Genomic DNA, 17,519 nt, shown 5'->3' with positions numbered 1-17,519 from the left:
TATTAAGTTTAACTTCTCTTCATATATTTGATTTAGATGCCTCAAGAAAAAAAACTAACACAGCAGCAGGTCATCGCACTAGAACGGGACCTTGCCAAGTTTGCAACCATGATGGATAGCGCCGTCCGTATTCCTTTTACAAAGCAGGGTATTGGTGCCGATGCTGCTTTAAGTACTATTCCAATTGCTGGTGATGTTGCGGGTTTTGTCCTGACTTGCTACGCCATATATAAAGCCAAGCAAATTGGTGTGCCACAGCACAAGCTTACTCCCGTCATAAAATTGGCTGTAGTCGATGCTGTGGTGGGGTGTGTACCAGTTGCAGGAACCATTTTCGATATTTTTATACGTCCTAGTAGAAAAGCATTAGATGTGGTTCATACCCATATACGTGAAGAATATGCGATTCAAAGTGATATACATGTTATTCACCCGTATTTACATGAAAAGCTTGAAAAGAAACAGCAACACTCAGCCTTCTGGCGTAATCCTGTTGTGAGTTGGCTATGGCTACATATACCGGATTTATTAGGGGTATTGGTGCTTGTTCTGATTGGTTTAGCAATGTGGTGGGGGATTAGTTTTCTTTGGGGACTGGCCCATCATTCAGCCTAATAAAAAAGCCTCCAACTGGAGGCTTTTTTATTTACTGGGTTATGGGCAATCTAACTGATGTAGAGCTGCGACACGCTGTTCAATCGTTGGGTGAGTTTGGAACAAAGCAGCTAAGCTGAAACCTTGTTCTTTACCTTCCGCAATCGCGAACGCTTTCATTTCTTTTGGCATTTGGTCTGGTAACTCTGTTTCAGCTTGCAAACGTAATAAAGCAGAAATCATTGCTTGTTTACCAGCTAAACGTGCACCGGCTTCATCTGCACGGTATTCACGGTAACGAGAGAACCACATTACAATAGCAGAAGCTAGAATACCGAACACGATATCTAAAACCATCGTAATGAGGAAGTAACCCATACCAGGTGCTTCATTGTCTTGACGACCAAAAACATTACGGTCGATAAAATCACCTACTACACGAGCAAAGAACATAACAAAGGCGTTTACAACACCTTGGATGAGTGCCAAGGTAACCATGTCACCATTTGCAACGTGACCAATCTCGTGCGCAAGCACGGCACGTAGCTCATCTTTGTTCATACGCTCAAGTAGACCGCTTGAAACGGCAACTAACGCATCATTTTTATTCCAGCCTGTTGCGAAAGCATTAGACTGATATGAAGGGAAGATACCAACTTCTGGCATATTAATACCAGCACGTTGAGAAAGTTCAGCGACTGTTTGCAATAACCAGCTTTCAGCTTGGTTACGAGGAGCATTTGGGTCAATCAGTTCTGTACCAGTAGTTTTCTTAGCCATCCATTTGGACATAAATAGAGAGACTAAAGAGCCCACCATACCAAACACAAAACAGATGACTAAAAGGTTGCCTAGATTTAAGCCACCCGCGCCATGGTAACTACCGACACCGAAGAGTGACAAAATAATGCCAGCTACAACCAGTACCGCGAGGTTGGTAAGCAAAAACAAACCAATCCGCATCATTGAGAAAATCCTCTTATAAATAAAATATTATCTGATTTATAAATTATAAATCACTCAGCTAATATGCGGCGCTTGGGGGAAAAATTCAAGGAAAAAATAAGGAATCGATACATTCTTTCCGGTATACGAATGTATTCAAATTAAACAAGTTATTTATAAGGCCCGTCTAAATACTAGGGTCGGGGTAATAGATCATTACAATTTTTAGACGATGGGCCTTATTAAAGTATGAGCTGCAAAGTATGCGGTTTTTAATTTTACTCAATTCTGATATGGGCAATTGCCGTTGCATTATTGGTGACATAAGTCCCTGTTGGTGCATCTGTATAGGTGCCATCAGACAATGTCACGATTTGGCGTGCAGAAGAATATTTAACAGGTTTAGCCGATACTTGTTGAGTTGTGGTGGTTTGGGTCAACTCTGGCTGATTTACAGTCTCGGTAGAAATATTTGAATTACTAAAAGATGAAAGGCTTACACCAGAAGAATATAAGTTTTGATATCGACTTGTGACTCGTCGTACATAATCTTGGGTTTCACGGAATGGCGGAATGCCGCCGTATTTATCCACGTTCCCTTCACCTGCATTATAAGCCGCAAGAGCCATTTGCGTATTGCCGTTAAATCGTTTGAGCAACCAACTTAGATATTTAGCACCAGCAAAGATATTTTGCTGAGGATCATAAGCATTAGATACGTTAAAACGGCGAGCAGTAGCTGGCATGAGTTGCATTAAACCTTGCGCACCCACAGGAGAGTGAGCATTCACATTAAAACCAGATTCGGTATGCATGACTGCCTTAATTAGACCTTCGGATACACCATGCTGTTGTGCTGCCTGTTTAATAATATGGTCAAAAGCATTTTTATTTTTGCTATAGCTTGGTAGAACAGAAGCTTCTGAAGCGCCCCAGTTTGTATAACTATGAATATTACTATCGGGGTAGTAAGTCACCTTTACTTTCTTGAGTGAATGGTCATAGCTTTTACGGTTAGTAAGTAAAGTGCTGCCATTTTTGTCTTGGTAAATGTACATTTGACCCGCTAAAGTCGGTGTTATACCTACCGAAAAAGTGGTCATCCCCAGTAAACACGAAAAAAGATATTGAACCGAATTTTTCATTTTATGTTATTCACAATTTTAAGGTATTCGTAACTAGTCAAAGAGTTTATCAAAAAATATTACAGAAAGAAGTTTTGTGTAATTTTTTTTATTTTTGCTCTTTTAAAAAATCAAGCTGTTTTGTTCGAATGATCATCAAAAAAAATTAAAAAAAATTTTTAAAATGATTCTATTGACTTGTCTAACTATTTGAAAATTAAAGGCAAAAATCATTGGTTAAAAAATGATCAATTTAAATAAAACCCTTAACAGAAGGTGAAAACAGTTTGTCAAGTATTAAGAAATCCACAATTTTATCCACAGGTTTTGTGGAAAACTGTGGAAAAGTCCAAAAAGTAAGCATTTTGCGCAAAAAATGAACTCGTCGGTCAAAATGGAGCACCGCTTTTGCATCATGCCTGAGCATTATGACGACTTCAAGAATTGAAACTATTCTTTTGATGCGATTCCCGTCCGAATCATATAAAATTGCGCGGTATTTTTATTTATGGGTATATCTCGTCTATGTACGCGCCAGTTGAGTCCAATGAAGGATTTAATTTTAAGCCTGAACTTCCAACAAGCTCGGCCTATTATCGTTTGCTTAAGAAGCTTCGCCGTCAAGTTGGACATGCCATCCGTGACTTCAACATGATTGAAGATGGTGACAAGGTCATGGTGTGTGTGTCTGGTGGTAAAGACAGTTATACCTTGCTCGACATTTTGTTGCAGTTCAAACGTATTGCACCAATCAACTTTGATATTGTTGCGGTTAACCTTGACCAAAAACAGCCGGGTTTTCCAGAAGATGTGTTACCACGCTATATGGAAGAAAATAACATTCCATATTACATTTTGGAAAAAGACACTTATACCATTACCAAGCGTTTAACACCTGAAGGTAAAACATACTGTGCAGTGTGTTCACGTTTGCGCCGTGGTTCGCTTTATGGCTTTGCTCAAGAAATTGGTGCCACTAAAGTTGCGTTAGGCCATCACCGTGATGACATCATTGCAACTTTCTTCTTGAACTTATTCCATGGCGGTAGCTTAAAAGCAATGCCACCTAAGCTTTTGTCTTCGGATAAGAAAAATATTTTGATTCGTCCTTTAGCTTATGTTGAAGAAAAAGACATTATCAAATATGCCGAATTACGTAAGTTCCCAATTATCCCGTGTAACCTTTGTGGTTCACAAGAGAACTTACAACGTGCCATGCTTAATGAAATGTTACGTGAGTGGGATAAACAATATCCGAAACGTTTACACAGTATTTTTGGTGCGTTACAAAACGTGTCTCCGTCTCAGTTAGCAGACCGTGATTTGTTTGATTTCGAAGCGCTAGATTCTCAGCGCGAGATCGACTTTAAAGACCCTGAAGAACTTAAAAAACGTTTAGATGTCGTGAACTTAAGTTTTGCTGCTGAATAAAACAATTAAGTAAGTCAATTAAAGGCACTTTATAAACAAGTGCCTTTAATGTATCAAAATACTAAAAAATGAATGTTCCGTACAAAAAGTCATAGCCCAACCTTAAAATTACATGCTATAACAACGCACAAGCAGAAGTGCTTCATATGATGTTGTCTGGATAGGCAACTAACTAGAGAAATTGAACAAATAAATTTGAGGAAGAATCATGCCTGCATTTTTAACTGATGATTGGTTTGCGACTGTCGAAAAATTAACTGCTGAAGCAGGTGATCTTAATTTGCCACCAGCTCTTGCGAATTTGGCAATTAATTTAGTAGTTACAGATGCTTCTGGAAATACCGAATTAGCGTTAGATGGGGGTAAAATCCAAAAAGGTTTGTCTTCAAATGCCAAAACAACTTTAAACATGGATGCTGAAACTTTACGTAAAGTATTCTTAGAGTTTGATATGGCTGCAGCTATGCAAGCATTCATGACTGGTAAAATTAAAGTTCAAGGCGACATGTCTCAGTTAATGGCTTTACAAACAGCTAAACCAAGCCAAGAACAAAAAGATTTGTTCAAGAAAGTATTAGAACAAACAGCTTAATTCTAAAAGAATTCATATAAAAAGCTTACCCCAAGAGGTAAGCTTTTTATTGATACAAACAATGAATTTATCAACTTTTAAAACAATAAAACTAGATATTGATTCGTGTTTGAGCCGTTTTAATATGCTCAAGATAAGCACGGATACGAGTCACATACTGTACCGCTTGTTTGTATCGACCATTTCGCATTTGATTGCGTTGTAAATAGTCATAGAGATTAACCCATTGGTTTGGGTCTTTTCCTTGGGTTTGTAAGCGCTTCTGGATCTGGTTGACTGCTCCCGGACCCATATTGTAGGCCACAAGGGCATACCAGTTACGATCTGGGTAGGGAATATCACCATACTCACTTAGCATGAGATCATAATATTTCGCACCGCCCTGGATGCTTTGCGCTGGATCGCTACGGTTACTTACACCCATTGCCCGAGCTGTACTGTTGGTTAACATCATTAACCCGCGTACACCTGTTGGTGAAACAGACTCTGGCTTAAGATACGATTCTTGATAGCTCATTGCTGCAAGCAAATGCCAATCTAAATCATACTTGGCCGCGCTTTGTTTAAAGCTGGCTTTGTAAATAGGTAGACGTGTACTTATATCACGTTGAATCGTCGACCAAGACTCAGGTTTTACAACGTTACGGTTGTAAAATGAAGCCAGTTGTTGAGTCAGACCATTTTGCTTGCTTTGACAAACAAAACCACTGGCTGTTTGTGTAAGAGGATCATCTGCTTGTTTAAACACCCAGCTTAAATCGGGATTTAATCCATTTTTTTGCAAATTTACGATGTCACCACAACTTGCAGAAAAAGACATTAAACCTTTGTTCTCGATTGAGCTTAAGCTCGCGGTCGTCATGGCAAGATTTGCTTTACCTTGCTGGACCCACTTGAGTGCGGTGGCGTTATCTGCCACGATTTTGAAGTCCAACTTTACATTTAAGCTTTGTGCATAGTTACGAGCCAAGTCATAACCGAAGCCATGTAAAAATTGATCTTCTTTAAAAACAGTAGTTGGGCTTTCTACAGCAACTACGGTTAATGTGTTGGTGTTAACTACAGTATTGTACTGTAGGGTTTTTCCTGCATTAATACTATGAAAGGGAAAAAACATAGTGCTGAGTGCAAGAACTTTCAATGGGAGAGAAGAAAATAAAGAGCTAAGGCCAAGCCTCGACCCAGAACTTGAATTACTGTGCATGTTGTCTCCGCTACAGATAATTTATGCCCTAAAAGCCAGACAAAAAGCTGCCATAACTTTTAAAAGTTGATAAATTCAATAAGGGGTGGGCAGTCATGACGTCATTCAAAATGACATGAAATGAAAAAAATAAACTATGTAGAAAATCTACAAAGTTTTTGGTTGGGTTAAAAAATACTCAACATTTAAGATGCGCGCATCATAATCTTCAAAAAAAAGATTGTCAAATTTTGAACAATTAAATATTCGATATATCAACATAACAACATGAATTTATTAAGGAAGAAAATTTATACACTTCTGATATGAGTAAATAGGGTATAAAATGCTACATCTTGTAAGCAGTATGTTGTTCATCAGTGGTTTTTTATCATGAAATCTAACTTAATCACTCGGTCAGGACATGACAAATTAGTTGCTGAATTAAAACAACTTTGGCATGAAGAACGACCAGAAATCACAAAGAAAGTGAATTGGGCGGCAAGTCTTGGCGACCGCAGTGAAAATGCCGATTATCAGTACAATAAGCAGCTGCTTAGAAAAATTGATCGACGGGTACGCTATTTAGGAAAACGTTTAGAAGAGTTAAAAATTGTCGATTATGCTCCCGAGCAAGAAGGCAAAGTTTACTTTGGCGCTTGGGTCGAAATTGAAAATGAAGAAGGTGAACAAAAAACTTTACGTATCGTAGGGATTGATGAAATTTATGATCATCATCCTCAACATATCTCGATTGAGTCGCCAATGGCACGTGCACTCTTGAGTAAACAAGTCGATGATGAGGTTGAAGTGCACACTCCTTTAGGTAAAAAGCTTTGGTATATCAATGCAATTCGTTATGAAAAGCCTAAAAATGATGAAATTTAAATAGATTTGTTTTTATTTTGAGCGTTTGAATTAAAAATTAAATAAAAGATTTGCTAACTTGCATTTTTGTTTATATTATAACGCTCGTTGGAAGCGTGGCAGAGCGGTTTAATGCACCGGTCTTGAAAACCGACGAGGGTGTGAGTCCTCCGTGAGTTCGAATCTCACCGCTTCCGCCAAATATCTAAATAAGCCCTTGTTTTTACAAGGGCTTATTTTTTACTTGTGTATTTACCCCTCAACCCACCCCACATCAAATGTTGGATTAAATTAAATAATTTTGGATTGGTAAGGGTGGAATTGGAAAAGTAAATTTAGCAGTTGGCAATTCCATCTAAGAATAATAGAGCAGAAATTAAGTTCAAATTTCCTTAATTTTTTTTGTACTTTTCTGAAACGCATATTTTTTGCACTATATAAAAAGTCCTCAGTCTCCAAAGAGAACTGAGGACCGGTTTAACCTCGTATTACTATTTTTTTAATAAAATTTATGTTCAATACGAACTGTTGGATTATGGTCATCAATTCGAATCCAGAAATCAGAACCAACGATTTGAGCTTTTAACACTTTCAATCGTTCTCCAACATGAAGCTGATTGAGATCGTAATAGTTATGCTCTTGAGATTGATATAAGGGAAGTACACCTGCATTCATTGATGCGATCATTCCTAAAGCAACATAGTCAGCAGCATCTTCAATGAAGAATGGCCGTAGATCTGTATACAGGTTAGATTCTCTGAAATCTTGCCAATCTGAAGACTTCTTTTGCACAAAGAAAATCAGACGTAAAGTCTCACTGCCAAATATATTCATTTCACGTTTCGATAATATACCTAGCACATCATTATTCTTTCGATTCTGCCACACTCGCTTGATGATTGGCTTTGCTTTGTCAATTAGAATTTCCTTAGCTAATTGATCAATGAAATGCTCATCACCAAATTGAGGATATAAACCATTCACTTTTTTGCGTTGGATGACAAGAGAGTGAACCTCAAAGAGATCGGTTTCAGATGCAATGACATCCATAAAACGATCATATTGATTATTTAAGTACGTAAATTTAGTATTCCAAGATGTGAATTGAGTTTGAAAGTCTCGCGTTGTAATCCTGACTTTAAAATCACTCAAAAATCGATCGATTATCGATTCATATTGAATATGATCGTTCACTTGTAAGTAAGGAAGATTATGATCCCAGATTGTTTGTGCCAATACAGCAATCATTGGATTAATCTTAATGTTGGGGATTTTCCGCAGTATAAGAGGATTTTGTCCGCAGTCGCAGATTACAGGAAAAATCATTTGTCCTGCCTTGGTAAAGTACAGGTTCGGTCGAAATTGCTTATCAGTTGGTTGCGGTGTAAATATCCTCATATTTTTTGAAGACTGAATTTTCATTCCTGCCTTGAAGTAGTAATCAAGATTCCTACCGTAATTGATTGACAATATCTGTTGGTATACAGGTTGCTGTATGAATAGACCAACTTGAGTAGTTTGGTTGATGAAGTCTAGTGATGACAAGGTTTCTAGAGCATCTAACTGTTTAATAAATTTCTTAGTCATGATGATTGCTCCATATTATTATCGTTCTGAGTTTCAATTTCTGATTGCTGATTTACTTTGCGTGGACGACCAGCCTTTGATTTCTTTTGTGGGGCTTGACTGAGTTGAAATCGACGAGCGCCTTCCAAATTTGAAAAAGCAAAAAATTGATCCGCTTTGCATATGTACTCAAAGGTTCTAAATAAGTACTTTAATTTGTCTACATCTGAATAGTGAATCATGCCAATTCCACAATAACGGTAAGACCCTTTCTTGAAGTTGCAGTTATTGGTTGAACCTTGCCCACCCGTAATTTTTACATTCCAGATCTCAGCGATTGCTTGACCAATCGTAATGTCTTCACGGTGTTTGTTCGCATCGAAAAATAAGAATGAATGAATATGGAATCCTCGCTGTGGCGTATATTCATAACGGAATATATGACCGATGATCTCTTTCATAAGTGGATGGTTACGTTTCATCCGAAGAAATCGTTTGACACACCCTTTTAAATATTCAAGATCATGCTTTGAATGGATCTCTTGCAGCACATGTGATTTCTTTAACAGAGTGCTAGATTGATGAATAAGATAGAAATCCAAGCGAATCACTAATATTTTGGAATGCTGTTTGATAAGTGATTGCACTAAGGCACTACATTGATCTTTCATTCGATTACAGGAAGATGCTCGATCGTAGAGCTTGCGTTTTATTTCGGGCTTATTCATAAAGCAACGGATGTGAGAAATGAACTGATTGATTGCCTGTTCATAAAGAATGACGGTACTGTGATCAAGGGGCAACAATCCATTCAGATTTGTCTGAATGGTTTCAAATTCTTCAGTGGTTAATTGATCCAACCCATAGTTGAATGCTTGACATTCAATTCCTTCAATAATTTGAGGATGGGTGGGACGATTGATGATACTACTCATGCATTTAAGTAGGGGATAGATAGCTGCATCACAATTTAATTGTGAATGAAGTCTGCGTAGAGGCATCTGTTGAACTGATACTCCAACGAGTTCGCTTTTACTCTCTAGCACTTTAAGGACAAATTCAACTTTTTTTATAAGTGGTTCAATGTGACGATCAAGTGGGCATATAAAGATTGTCCGATGAAAATCATCACTATACATTGATGTTTCCAGATCTTCTTTTACATAGCTGAGGGATCGTAATTTGCTTATAAACTTGCGGTTAGTCTTCTTCAGTTTAGATTTAGGGTGAGGTCGACGTATTATCATGGAAATGCACCTTTAAGTTGTGGCACATACCATCACGGAAATGAGACATAGCTCTGTCTATGGACACGGTTTAAAACTGTGTCCTAAACATGGTTCAGTATGATGTGGTATCAAGTGATCGGATACGTTTGAGTACATATAAAGATGTACCTTAATGTATTGATCATTCATGGATGAACAAAATGGTATTGTTTTTAACTAACAAGTTAGTATTAAATTAATATAAATCAAGATTCTGATATTATTAACTTAATTTAACTTAATAATACTAATACCGTTAATCAACATTACGACATCATCGACAAGCTAATGTCCAATTCCGCGGGTAAGCGCAGGGTTTTTGACATATGCTTTGTGAGCAGTTAGCTCACTAAGTCATGCTGATTTCGTAATGCTGCTTTTGATTCAATCCAGTTCAGCACCTCACTCAAACGCCAACGAGAAGAGTGAGATAACTTAATCGCTCTGGGGAACGTGGAATCATATCGTTTAGACTTGGGGTTCAACCTGTCGTAAATTGATGATCGTGAAAGCCCAGTTAGTTTTTCAAGTTCAGGTAGCCTGATCAATTGATGTTTAGCAATAAGCGTATTCATAAAGAATTCCTTGGTGTTAGTGATTAAAACTGTGTTGGCCAACAAGGAATAATTTATAAAATAAGCAAAAAATTTATGATTTCATGTGCGTGGACACAAGTTTGTAAGTTTATGTTTTTTATTAAATTAATTTTTTTAATCTCATTTTTAAATCTGGATTTGAATCTAAAAGTTTAAGAGTGAATTTATGGTGATCTACAGTAGGATTGGAAGTATTTTTCAAATTTTTTGACTGCTTAACTTTTGATAATTCTGGGCAATGTTGTTTTTTTAGTCTTTCAGCTTCAGTTTTAAAATTTGACTTTATACGATTATTGTCCTTTTTCATTTTATTAAGTTGATCAATATTATGTGGATAAAAATAATCCTTAAGTCGTTTTGGTCTTTTCTTACGATAGGGGGATTTAAAAGCTGAAGGTTCTATTCCAAGGAGTTGGTCAATCATGTTGTTTTTATCCTCAAGGCTACGAACCTTGGCTTCATAATGATGTATCAACGAACAATTAAAATAATTATTTGCTTTTTTACATGCATAGTCGATTAGGGTATCGAAGCGAGCATCCTGACCATCTGCTATTCGTTCTAATTCATTCAGCTGTCTTTGATTTTTGTTGGTAATATTAGAGAGTCTGTGAAATTTCTGTATGGTTTGAAACGTGGTATCGGTAAATCCGAGCAGTTTCCACAAGGGCTTTGGATTATTGCTATAAGCTGTGTAAAGTATTTCTAAATATTTAGTAAAGCTTTCTATTTTTAATCTATGATTTTCTTTAGAAAGATCAGAGCGTTGGGTTTGTTCAATATGCGTTTTAATTTCATTAGGAACAAGTTCAATATTTTTTGTATCTTGATGGAATGCATAAATATGAAAAGTTTGTTTTCGGAGTTCTGAAATTTGATGCATACCAACTTGATTTTGAACTGCAAAGCGAAACTTTTTAATAGCAGTTAATACTTCATCATAGTGCTTGGGTAGCATTTCAGAATCCAATTTTCTTACTGAATCTCGTTCAACACCTGGATTAGTTTCAGGATCTAAGTAAGGGTATAAACGGATTTGCTTTTCTATTTCTGACTCTTTAAATAAATCGATTGAATGTAAGTAGTAAATCATACTTTTAAATCTTTCTTCACTCTTAACTAATAGAAGTGTGGGATGCAAAGTACGTAGAGGGGAGTGTAGGTATGATTTTAAATTGGAAAAAACAAATCGCTCTAAGTGATCGATCAAAAAAATTTCATAATCTAGATCCGCACTTTTATTAGTCATACTTCTATCCTTTTTTAATGCATTTTTTTGTTATACTAACAGAAAGTAAATCTGACTTAAATGTAGCCAAAAGTTTACGGTAGTTTTTTTTTCACTTGTTATATGAAAATTATTTGATAAAAATTAGTTGAAAAAAATCCTAAAAATTATAGTCGAGATCCTAGGATTTTTACCCTGATAAGTTATAGTGTTTTTTTACTTAAATTTATGAATTTATGATGGATATTTTTCAAATAATTATGAATAACTTAAACAAGATAATTTTTGAATAAAATTAGGTGAAAAAGAAAGTTTATTTTCTTGTTAGTAATATAAGGAATTTATCGAGTTGATTTAGGGAGAACTAGATAGTGAGTGATTCAAAAAAAAGATGAGCAATCTAAAAGAATATAACTGAGAAAATAAAAAAATTGTATTGATGCACTTTTCTAATCTTTATAAAATTTTTTCATTCGGAAAGAAGCGTTGCTTTTAAAATAATCATGTTGATTTTCTTTGAACTCAAAATGATCAACGCGATAATCATTTTTAATGAGTATCAATATTTCTAATGAATACAAAAAATTCTAAAAAAACATCTTAGCATCAATTTTAATTGCATAATTTTTAATAGACTAAAATAGCATATTAATCTAGTTCCCTTGACGGCAGACGGAGTGGGGGCTATCCTTTCGATGCTGGCCTACATTGCCAGTCGGTTTTGACAGACCGTGCGTATAGCGTATCAGGTTCATATTCTTCCTGAGTATGATACTTGTGCGAAACCTTCTCGTCCCCCTTTGCGGTAGAACGGGAGGGGGACGCGTTCGCGCGTGCTGGTTCTATATGCCCAGTCTGTCAACCCCTTCTTGTTCTACCACCATAATCAATTGACAGTGATTCGGTAGAACTTCTAAGTGCATATAGGAGTCGCCTCATGCGTCTACAATTTTTAGAATTTCTTGATTTGAATCTACCCCAGTGCTGTGTATGGCTTTGTCATCACTAAACCAATAGCAGCATACATAAAACAATAATTTTATCTGGGGTAAACAAATGAAGGATCTCCATCCTCTGTTTGTCTGTGTGCTCGGATCATTTTTACTGATCGGCTGTGGAAATAAAAATACTTCCACTGAAGTTTTACGCCCTGACGAAAATGCAGCACTCAGCCAACGACTTGAACCAACACATCGACCTGTTCTGGTCGAGGCCAAATTAATACAACCATTTTTAAAACAACAACTAGCCGAAGCTGATGTTTCAGGTTTCCGTGATTATCTGCATGCTCAAGATGGTAATCGATCTGCGCTGCAACAGTTCCGAGACAAACTGCAACTCAAAGCAAATCAAATCTTGGTGCTGGGAGTAGAAAAACCAGGACAGCAATCCTTACAGGAATTTCTAAACAATGACCTGTTTGCCAGTGCGAATGATCTCGTGATTAACCATGCTCGTTTTCTTAAAACTCCTGTTGAAGGGCAAGGCAAAGGTGAGTTTGAAACTACGGAGCAGTACCAACAACGTCTACACGCTGAAAATGCTAAACATAAAAAACTTACGGCTCAGGTCAACGTCGACTTAGGGCGACTCGAAGATGCTTTAAATTACTTGGCTGCACCGATCCCAATCAATGTACTGAGTCCCACAGCGGAAGATTCAGCGCAATATGATGTAGATCGTCAAGTGATGCACATCCAAGCCTCATCTACCACCACAGCGGATTATTATTCCTCAGTGGTCTCGACCTTAAATCTGATCTTTAGTGCCTCAGTGAAGGATGCCGAAATCATACTCGGCAATTTGAGAGATGAACGAGATAAACGAAACTATCTAGGTTTTATCTTCAGTGTGCAACAAGGACAACTCCGCATCGATCAAGTCATCCTCTATCAACACAACAACAACGATGACCGCTACCTACGCTTAGCTACGATTAATCCTTCACAACTGTATTTAAGCACCCGTCCATTAATTGCAGATGAATCTAATCAAAGTCTCAATTCCAAACAGCCATATCCACTTCAACAAAAACTACTGTTTCAATTTGGCCTAAAAAACTACCGAGACCCTGAGCAACAAGCCCCAGAACCCATCTTGGAATCTAGACCACCAACAGAAGAAGAGCTCACTCAACTGAGTTTAGAGGCTGCATCGAGTGAAACTGAGGGAGCACTATAAAATGTTCAAACCATTTCAACTCAAGACTCGTATCAGCACTGGAGTCGTCAGCAGCTTGTTATTGCTGGGGAGTTTAACGGGTTGTGGAGTACAAGATGCAGCGCGGGAAATTCCTAAAGCAAATGCCATACTTCAGTTATTGCATGCCCAAGATCAGTCGGTGATACAGATCAAGTTACAACAATGCCAAGTCGGTAATTTATTTGCAGGGCAGACAGGCACTAGTTCCAAATATGACCTCTACAGTTGCCAAGTGCATGTTGAACGCTTTGACGATGAATACAAGCAATCGTTTATCCAAGAGCAAACCGTCTATCTACGACCCTTCGACTCAGATATTGGTTGGCAACTGATCGCGCCGAATGAATAGTTAAAACAAAGATAAAGCGAAGAAAAAAACATGAATAAAGAAATAGTGATCTCTTATCTCAGTATTGCGGTGCTGTATTGGTTTTATCTGCTTTGGCGGATTGAAGACAGTGGACCAATCGCAGCCTACCTTTTTGGACGCGCCATCATGTGGCCGTTTCAATTACTGAAATTTATATTTTGATCAGGCCTTCATGGGAACAAGAGTGAAAAATCGATGATGGACTTTAATCAGTTTAAACAACAGTTTGCTCAGTTGGCTTTACTACAAGCTGACCCAAACATTTATGTCGCTCCACAGATTCCCATGAATAAGATTCTGGGTGCGATGAGTTATTTACCTGCACAAACCCAAGCAGAAGAAGTCTTGGTCTTAGTCGATGAAACCGTCTTTGGACAGGGAAAAAATGGCTTGTGCTTAACCGATCAAGGCATCTACTACAAAGAAGCCTTTGCCAGTGCCAATGCTTATCCCTTGAAATCGATTAGCTCGGTTGGCTATTCGATGGGACTGCTCAGCAAACACCTGGTGATCAATGTTACAGTCAAAGTCAGCTTGGCCCAACCTGAAAAAGCAGGGATACGTCTGTTGGCAGATTTCCTCAATCAGTATTGTGCCTTCGCTAAAGCTCAAACGCAGACGGATACCTCAGACTTTATACATCAGGATCAGCAGCAGACTCAAAGTCAAGACACCATTGCCAATCTACAACCCATCATGAAGCTCTATGCTTACCTATTGATGGGGTGGAGAGGAGAGTGGAGCCAATCCACAAGAACCTTGATGACACAATTATTTGACCGAGACCTGGTTCATCCCAATGACCAACAGTTTCTCAAACAAATGATGCAACACAATCATCCATTCGACTTTTTTGATATCTTGGATGAAATCACACTGATTCAGCACAGCCTACCTCCTTCGTTATGCCTTGCTTTGCTCGAAGAAGTATTGGTGTTAATGAATAAAAGAAACTTTGACGCTGAAACAGCACGCAGCCATTTCTTTCAGATCAGTACAGCATTCAATGTTGAGCAACAAACAGCTTTCGCCATACTGGCCAAGTATCCTGCATATGCAGATATCCAAGCTAAGCAGCATGCTCATCAATCTTCCATACCGATCCATCATCTGACACCCGTACAACTCGCTGCCTGTGAGTTACTTGATATCACCCCTGAACAATTAGATCGACCAAGCCTCACGCTTGCCTACCGTCGTAAGATGGCTGATTTCCATCCTGACCAATACCAACAATTACCTCCAGCAGTGAGGCAATTGATTGAACAACAGGCGCAGCAGATCAATCAAGCACGCAGTTGTTTAGAAGCACTGCTAGTGTCGCTTTGACGGAAAATCAAAATAAAGAAATTTCAAATACATATTACCTATTTGAACAACCAGCACCAAGCGAACGCAATGAGTCGCTGACGACTGTCCAAACACAAATCAAGCCTTATCAAATAGAGGATAAAATAATGATGAATAAATTGAAGACTTTCCTATTGCCTGTACTACTCATACTTCCTTTGAGCTTATCGGGATGTGGTACAGAGTTTAATCCTGAACACATGGAAGTTACGCTCAATACGGAATATAGCCCAGGCGGATTATACGATCGGACTTATGTGATCCTCACCATCCGTTCACTCGATGCAAATCCAATCACACTGAATAAAGTGGATGTGAATAATGGACGTTGTGGATATACCGCACGCTACCGTAATCCCATTCAATTACCAGCACATTTCCAAATGGGCCAAGCCTTAGAGTTATATTTAAACTGCTCTTACGAATCGATTGTGAAAGTTGATATTGAAACAGATCAAGGTGCAGCAAGTTATCGCTTTAAATAACACGGCAAAACTTAGGACGAGTATCACTGTATAGCGCAAAAGCAAGCAAACAACCATGCCCATGTTGGGCATGGTTTTTTTATGCCTACAGAGAATGCTTGTCATCACTTTACTCACGACGAGGACATTCATGATGAATCCCGTACATTGTCCTTATTGCCATTCAGATCAGGTGATCTTGAAAGCCACACAAGCGCATGGCCCTCAGTATTTTGAAAAAATCCTAGAAAACTTCTCACCCTTCACGATGGCTGTACTTGGAATAAAGCTGGCAAGAAGTGCGGGCATTCCCCCCTATGTCGGTGGATTGATTGGCGTAGTTGCAGGGGGCGTATTGATCTTGGTCAGTCAACATTACTTTTATCGACATTACCACGCGGCTCAACATTACCAATGTTTGCATTGCGGACAAAGCTTTGCCGTGGCTGATTAAAGAATTACCACATTCATTTCTGTATCAATGCTAGCTGCAACAACCCGAGCTGCAACAATCCTAGCTCTAACACCCCTAAGCACACTGCATTTTAAGTTTTAAAACATCACATCTTTATATTTATAGAGGAATTTTGCTCATGGCACATTTAGTTGAAACAATGGCATTCACAGGTCAAACCCCTTGGCATGGCTTGGGGAATCAACTGACTCCAAATCAACCCATTGAAGTCTGGGCGCAACAGGCAGGTATGGATTGGCGTATTGAATCCTCAGATGTCAGTTACATGGCGAAAAATCAACGCGGACAAAACATCATCTTACCCTTTGAAGAACAACGAGTGCTATATCGTTCTGATACCCATGCACCTTTATCTGTGGTGAGTCAGCGCTTTCAGGAAGTACAACCCAAAGACATTCTAGAGTTCTATCGTGATCTGACTGAACAATCAGGCTTTGAGCTGGAAACTGCGGGGGTACTGAAAGGTGGGAAGAAGTTCTGGGCATTAGCCAAAACTGGACAGACCTCAGCACTGAAAGGTAAAGATGTCAGCAATGGCTACATTCTTTTAGCGACGGCGTGTGATGGTACCTTGGCGACTACCGCACAATTCACCTCTATTCGTGTGGTCTGTAACAACACCTTAGCCATTGCACTCAAAGCACAAAACGCTGGATCGAACAACACAGGTGTGGTCAAAGTCCCGCACAGTACTCGTTTCGATGCGGATAAAGTCAAACAACAGTTGGGCATTTCAGTCCGAGCATGGGATGAACACATGTATGAAATGAAGCAACTCAGTCAACGTAAAGTCACGCAACAAGAAGCAGCCGCTTACTTTGATGCAGTGTTTAATAACAGCAATCTCAGTGTGGCGGATCAAGAAGACAGTATCATTCAATACTACCGCAATGCAGCACTACCCAAAGCAACTATTCCTGTAACATCGAGCATTAGTAAATCCGACAATAAAACCGAACCGAATGGACGTGCGATGTCAAAAGTGATGACCATGTTTAACGGGCATGGTCGTGGCGCAGAACTCAGTTCAGCCAAAGACACGGCCTATGGTTTGTTATGCTCAATCACGGAATTCGTCGATCACGAAAGACGTGCCATGAGCACCGATCATCGACTCGATTCAGCATGGTTCGGAGCAGGGGCTGCGATTAAACAACGTGGCTTAGAACAAGCGCTCAGAATGATGGCATAAATTCAGTTTCAGTTAAGCAAGCTATATTAGCCTAAGCAATAACACCCTTCGCCACATTCCTCAGATGTGGC

The 17,519-nt window shown here is 38.6% G+C and carries 17 protein-coding genes and 1 tRNA gene; 11 read left to right on the top strand and 7 right to left on the bottom strand.

The annotated features are described in order from the left end of the window. The first annotated feature begins 36 nt into the window (after positions 1-36). The gene (locus HMPREF0014_RS17050; RefSeq protein ID WP_004707378.1) at positions 37-615 is read left to right on the top strand and encodes a DUF4112 domain-containing protein; all 579 of its coding nucleotides are present in this window, start codon (positions 37-39) and stop codon (positions 613-615) included. A gap of 39 nt (positions 616-654) precedes the next feature. Here the strand turns inward: HMPREF0014_RS17050 and htpX are convergent, their stop codons facing one another. Beyond that, complete coding sequence (gene htpX / locus HMPREF0014_RS17045; protein WP_002048489.1) at positions 655-1,560, bottom strand: protease HtpX; 906 nt, start codon at positions 1,558-1,560, stop codon at positions 655-657. 257 nt (positions 1,561-1,817) lie between these two features. Further along, positions 1,818-2,684 (bottom strand): lytic transglycosylase domain-containing protein, encoded by an 867-nt coding sequence (locus tag HMPREF0014_RS17040; RefSeq protein ID WP_004885585.1) that lies wholly within the window; start codon positions 2,682-2,684, stop codon positions 1,818-1,820. Between the two features lie 504 nt (positions 2,685-3,188). On the opposite strand from HMPREF0014_RS17040, the gene ttcA reads away from it, so the two are divergent. Both ttcA and HMPREF0014_RS17030 read left to right on the top strand, forming a co-directional pair. Continuing rightward, positions 3,189-4,094, top strand: coding sequence for a tRNA 2-thiocytidine(32) synthetase TtcA (ttcA, locus tag HMPREF0014_RS17035; protein WP_002048552.1), 906 nt, complete (start codon positions 3,189-3,191; stop codon positions 4,092-4,094). Positions 4,095-4,302: 208 nt separating this feature from the next. Then, positions 4,303-4,686 carry an SCP2 sterol-binding domain-containing protein gene (locus HMPREF0014_RS17030; protein WP_001110719.1) on the top strand — a complete coding sequence of 128 codons (384 nt, stop codon included), beginning with the start codon at positions 4,303-4,305 and terminating at the stop codon, positions 4,684-4,686. Between the two features lie 91 nt (positions 4,687-4,777). Here HMPREF0014_RS17030 and HMPREF0014_RS17025 read toward each other — a convergent pair whose 3' ends face one another. Beyond that, positions 4,778-5,890 (bottom strand): transglycosylase SLT domain-containing protein, encoded by a 1,113-nt coding sequence (locus HMPREF0014_RS17025; RefSeq protein ID WP_004707379.1) that lies wholly within the window; start codon positions 5,888-5,890, stop codon positions 4,778-4,780. 372 nt (positions 5,891-6,262) lie between these two features. Here HMPREF0014_RS17025 and greB point away from each other — a divergent pair, with 372 nt between their 5' ends. After that, positions 6,263-6,757 carry a transcription elongation factor GreB gene (gene greB, locus HMPREF0014_RS17020; RefSeq protein WP_002048569.1) on the top strand — a complete coding sequence of 165 codons (495 nt, stop codon included), beginning with the start codon at positions 6,263-6,265 and terminating at the stop codon, positions 6,755-6,757. 89 nt (positions 6,758-6,846) lie between these two features. Continuing rightward, positions 6,847-6,936: transfer RNA gene (locus HMPREF0014_RS17015), tRNA-Ser, on the top strand. A gap of 299 nt (positions 6,937-7,235) precedes the next feature. Here HMPREF0014_RS17015 and HMPREF0014_RS17010 read toward each other — a convergent pair. The 4 genes from HMPREF0014_RS17010 to HMPREF0014_RS17000 form a co-directional block, all read right to left on the bottom strand. Next, positions 7,236-8,324: a hypothetical protein gene (locus tag HMPREF0014_RS17010; RefSeq protein ID WP_006580513.1), complete on the bottom strand. Its 1,089-nt coding sequence runs from the start codon at positions 8,322-8,324 to the stop codon at positions 7,236-7,238. Further along, entirely contained in the window at positions 8,321-9,442 is a 1,122-nt protein-coding gene (locus HMPREF0014_RS17005) for an inovirus-type Gp2 protein (RefSeq protein WP_020992269.1), read from the bottom strand. The genes HMPREF0014_RS17010 and HMPREF0014_RS17005 overlap by 4 nt, the downstream gene beginning before the upstream one ends. Before the next feature lie 470 nt (positions 9,443-9,912). After that, complete coding sequence (locus HMPREF0014_RS25545; RefSeq protein ID WP_020992268.1) at positions 9,913-10,146, bottom strand: AlpA family phage regulatory protein; 234 nt, start codon at positions 10,144-10,146, stop codon at positions 9,913-9,915. Between the two features lie 121 nt (positions 10,147-10,267). Further along, positions 10,268-11,416, bottom strand: coding sequence for a hypothetical protein (locus HMPREF0014_RS17000; RefSeq protein ID WP_006580516.1), 1,149 nt, complete (start codon positions 11,414-11,416; stop codon positions 10,268-10,270). A gap of 1,035 nt (positions 11,417-12,451) precedes the next feature. Between HMPREF0014_RS17000 and HMPREF0014_RS16995 the strand changes: the two genes are divergently transcribed. The 6 genes from HMPREF0014_RS16995 to HMPREF0014_RS16970 all read left to right on the top strand — a co-directional run bounded on the left by HMPREF0014_RS16995 (position 12,452) and on the right by HMPREF0014_RS16970 (position 17,448). Beyond that, on the top strand, positions 12,452-13,576 hold the full coding sequence (locus tag HMPREF0014_RS16995; protein WP_006580517.1) for a hypothetical protein: 1,125 nt from the start codon (positions 12,452-12,454) through the stop codon (positions 13,574-13,576). A 55-nt stretch (positions 13,577-13,631) separates the two neighbouring features. Further along, a complete protein-coding gene (locus tag HMPREF0014_RS16990) occupies positions 13,632-13,946 on the top strand; it encodes a hypothetical protein (protein WP_227501428.1) in 315 nt (104 codons plus the stop codon). Positions 13,947-14,162: 216 nt separating this feature from the next. Further along, positions 14,163-15,296 (top strand): hypothetical protein, encoded by a 1,134-nt coding sequence (locus HMPREF0014_RS16985; RefSeq protein WP_020992266.1) that lies wholly within the window; start codon positions 14,163-14,165, stop codon positions 15,294-15,296. A 131-nt stretch (positions 15,297-15,427) separates the two neighbouring features. Continuing rightward, positions 15,428-15,802: a hypothetical protein gene (locus HMPREF0014_RS16980; protein WP_031944333.1), complete on the top strand. Its 375-nt coding sequence runs from the start codon at positions 15,428-15,430 to the stop codon at positions 15,800-15,802. Between the two features lie 133 nt (positions 15,803-15,935). Then, a complete protein-coding gene (locus HMPREF0014_RS16975) occupies positions 15,936-16,235 on the top strand; it encodes a hypothetical protein (RefSeq protein ID WP_031944332.1) in 300 nt (99 codons plus the stop codon). Positions 16,236-16,374: 139 nt separating this feature from the next. Next, positions 16,375-17,448 (top strand): DUF932 domain-containing protein, encoded by a 1,074-nt coding sequence (locus HMPREF0014_RS16970; protein ID WP_020992263.1) that lies wholly within the window; start codon positions 16,375-16,377, stop codon positions 17,446-17,448. Positions 17,449-17,519: the final 71 nt, after the last annotated feature.

Origin of the sequence: Acinetobacter sp. RUH 2624, from assembly GCF_000162375.2 — a bacterium.
Lineage (GTDB): Bacteria > Pseudomonadota > Gammaproteobacteria > Pseudomonadales > Moraxellaceae > Acinetobacter > Acinetobacter nosocomialis.
Note: the sequence above shows the minus strand (reverse complement) of the source record. Positions and strands in the feature narration are given on the sequence as shown.

Excerpts from the sequence above, each read along its gene's own strand:
- HMPREF0014_RS16995 (WP_006580517.1), top strand. The coding sequence starts at position 12,452 with ATGAAGGATCTCCATCCTCTGTTTGTCTGTGTGCTCGGATCATTTTTA.
- ttcA (WP_002048552.1), top strand. The coding sequence starts at position 3,189 with ATGTACGCGCCAGTTGAGTCCAATGAAGGATTTAATTTTAAGCCTGAA.
- HMPREF0014_RS16970 (WP_020992263.1), top strand. The coding sequence starts at position 16,375 with ATGGCACATTTAGTTGAAACAATGGCATTCACAGGTCAAACCCCTTGG.
- HMPREF0014_RS17000 (WP_006580516.1), bottom strand. The coding sequence starts at position 11,416 with ATGACTAATAAAAGTGCGGATCTAGATTATGAAATTTTTTTGATCGAT.
- greB (WP_002048569.1), top strand. The coding sequence starts at position 6,263 with ATGAAATCTAACTTAATCACTCGGTCAGGACATGACAAATTAGTTGCT.
- HMPREF0014_RS16975 (WP_031944332.1), top strand. The coding sequence starts at position 15,936 with ATGAATCCCGTACATTGTCCTTATTGCCATTCAGATCAGGTGATCTTG.
- HMPREF0014_RS25545 (WP_020992268.1), bottom strand. The coding sequence starts at position 10,146 with ATGAATACGCTTATTGCTAAACATCAATTGATCAGGCTACCTGAACTT.
- HMPREF0014_RS17025 (WP_004707379.1), bottom strand. The coding sequence starts at position 5,890 with ATGCACAGTAATTCAAGTTCTGGGTCGAGGCTTGGCCTTAGCTCTTTA.
- HMPREF0014_RS17050 (WP_004707378.1), top strand. The coding sequence starts at position 37 with ATGCCTCAAGAAAAAAAACTAACACAGCAGCAGGTCATCGCACTAGAA.
- htpX (WP_002048489.1), bottom strand. The coding sequence starts at position 1,560 with ATGATGCGGATTGGTTTGTTTTTGCTTACCAACCTCGCGGTACTGGTT.
- HMPREF0014_RS16980 (WP_031944333.1), top strand. The coding sequence starts at position 15,428 with ATGAATAAATTGAAGACTTTCCTATTGCCTGTACTACTCATACTTCCT.
- HMPREF0014_RS17040 (WP_004885585.1), bottom strand. The coding sequence starts at position 2,684 with ATGAAAAATTCGGTTCAATATCTTTTTTCGTGTTTACTGGGGATGACC.
- HMPREF0014_RS17005 (WP_020992269.1), bottom strand. The coding sequence starts at position 9,442 with ATGTATAGTGATGATTTTCATCGGACAATCTTTATATGCCCACTTGAT.
- HMPREF0014_RS17010 (WP_006580513.1), bottom strand. The coding sequence starts at position 8,324 with ATGACTAAGAAATTTATTAAACAGTTAGATGCTCTAGAAACCTTGTCA.
- HMPREF0014_RS16985 (WP_020992266.1), top strand. The coding sequence starts at position 14,163 with ATGATGGACTTTAATCAGTTTAAACAACAGTTTGCTCAGTTGGCTTTA.
- HMPREF0014_RS17030 (WP_001110719.1), top strand. The coding sequence starts at position 4,303 with ATGCCTGCATTTTTAACTGATGATTGGTTTGCGACTGTCGAAAAATTA.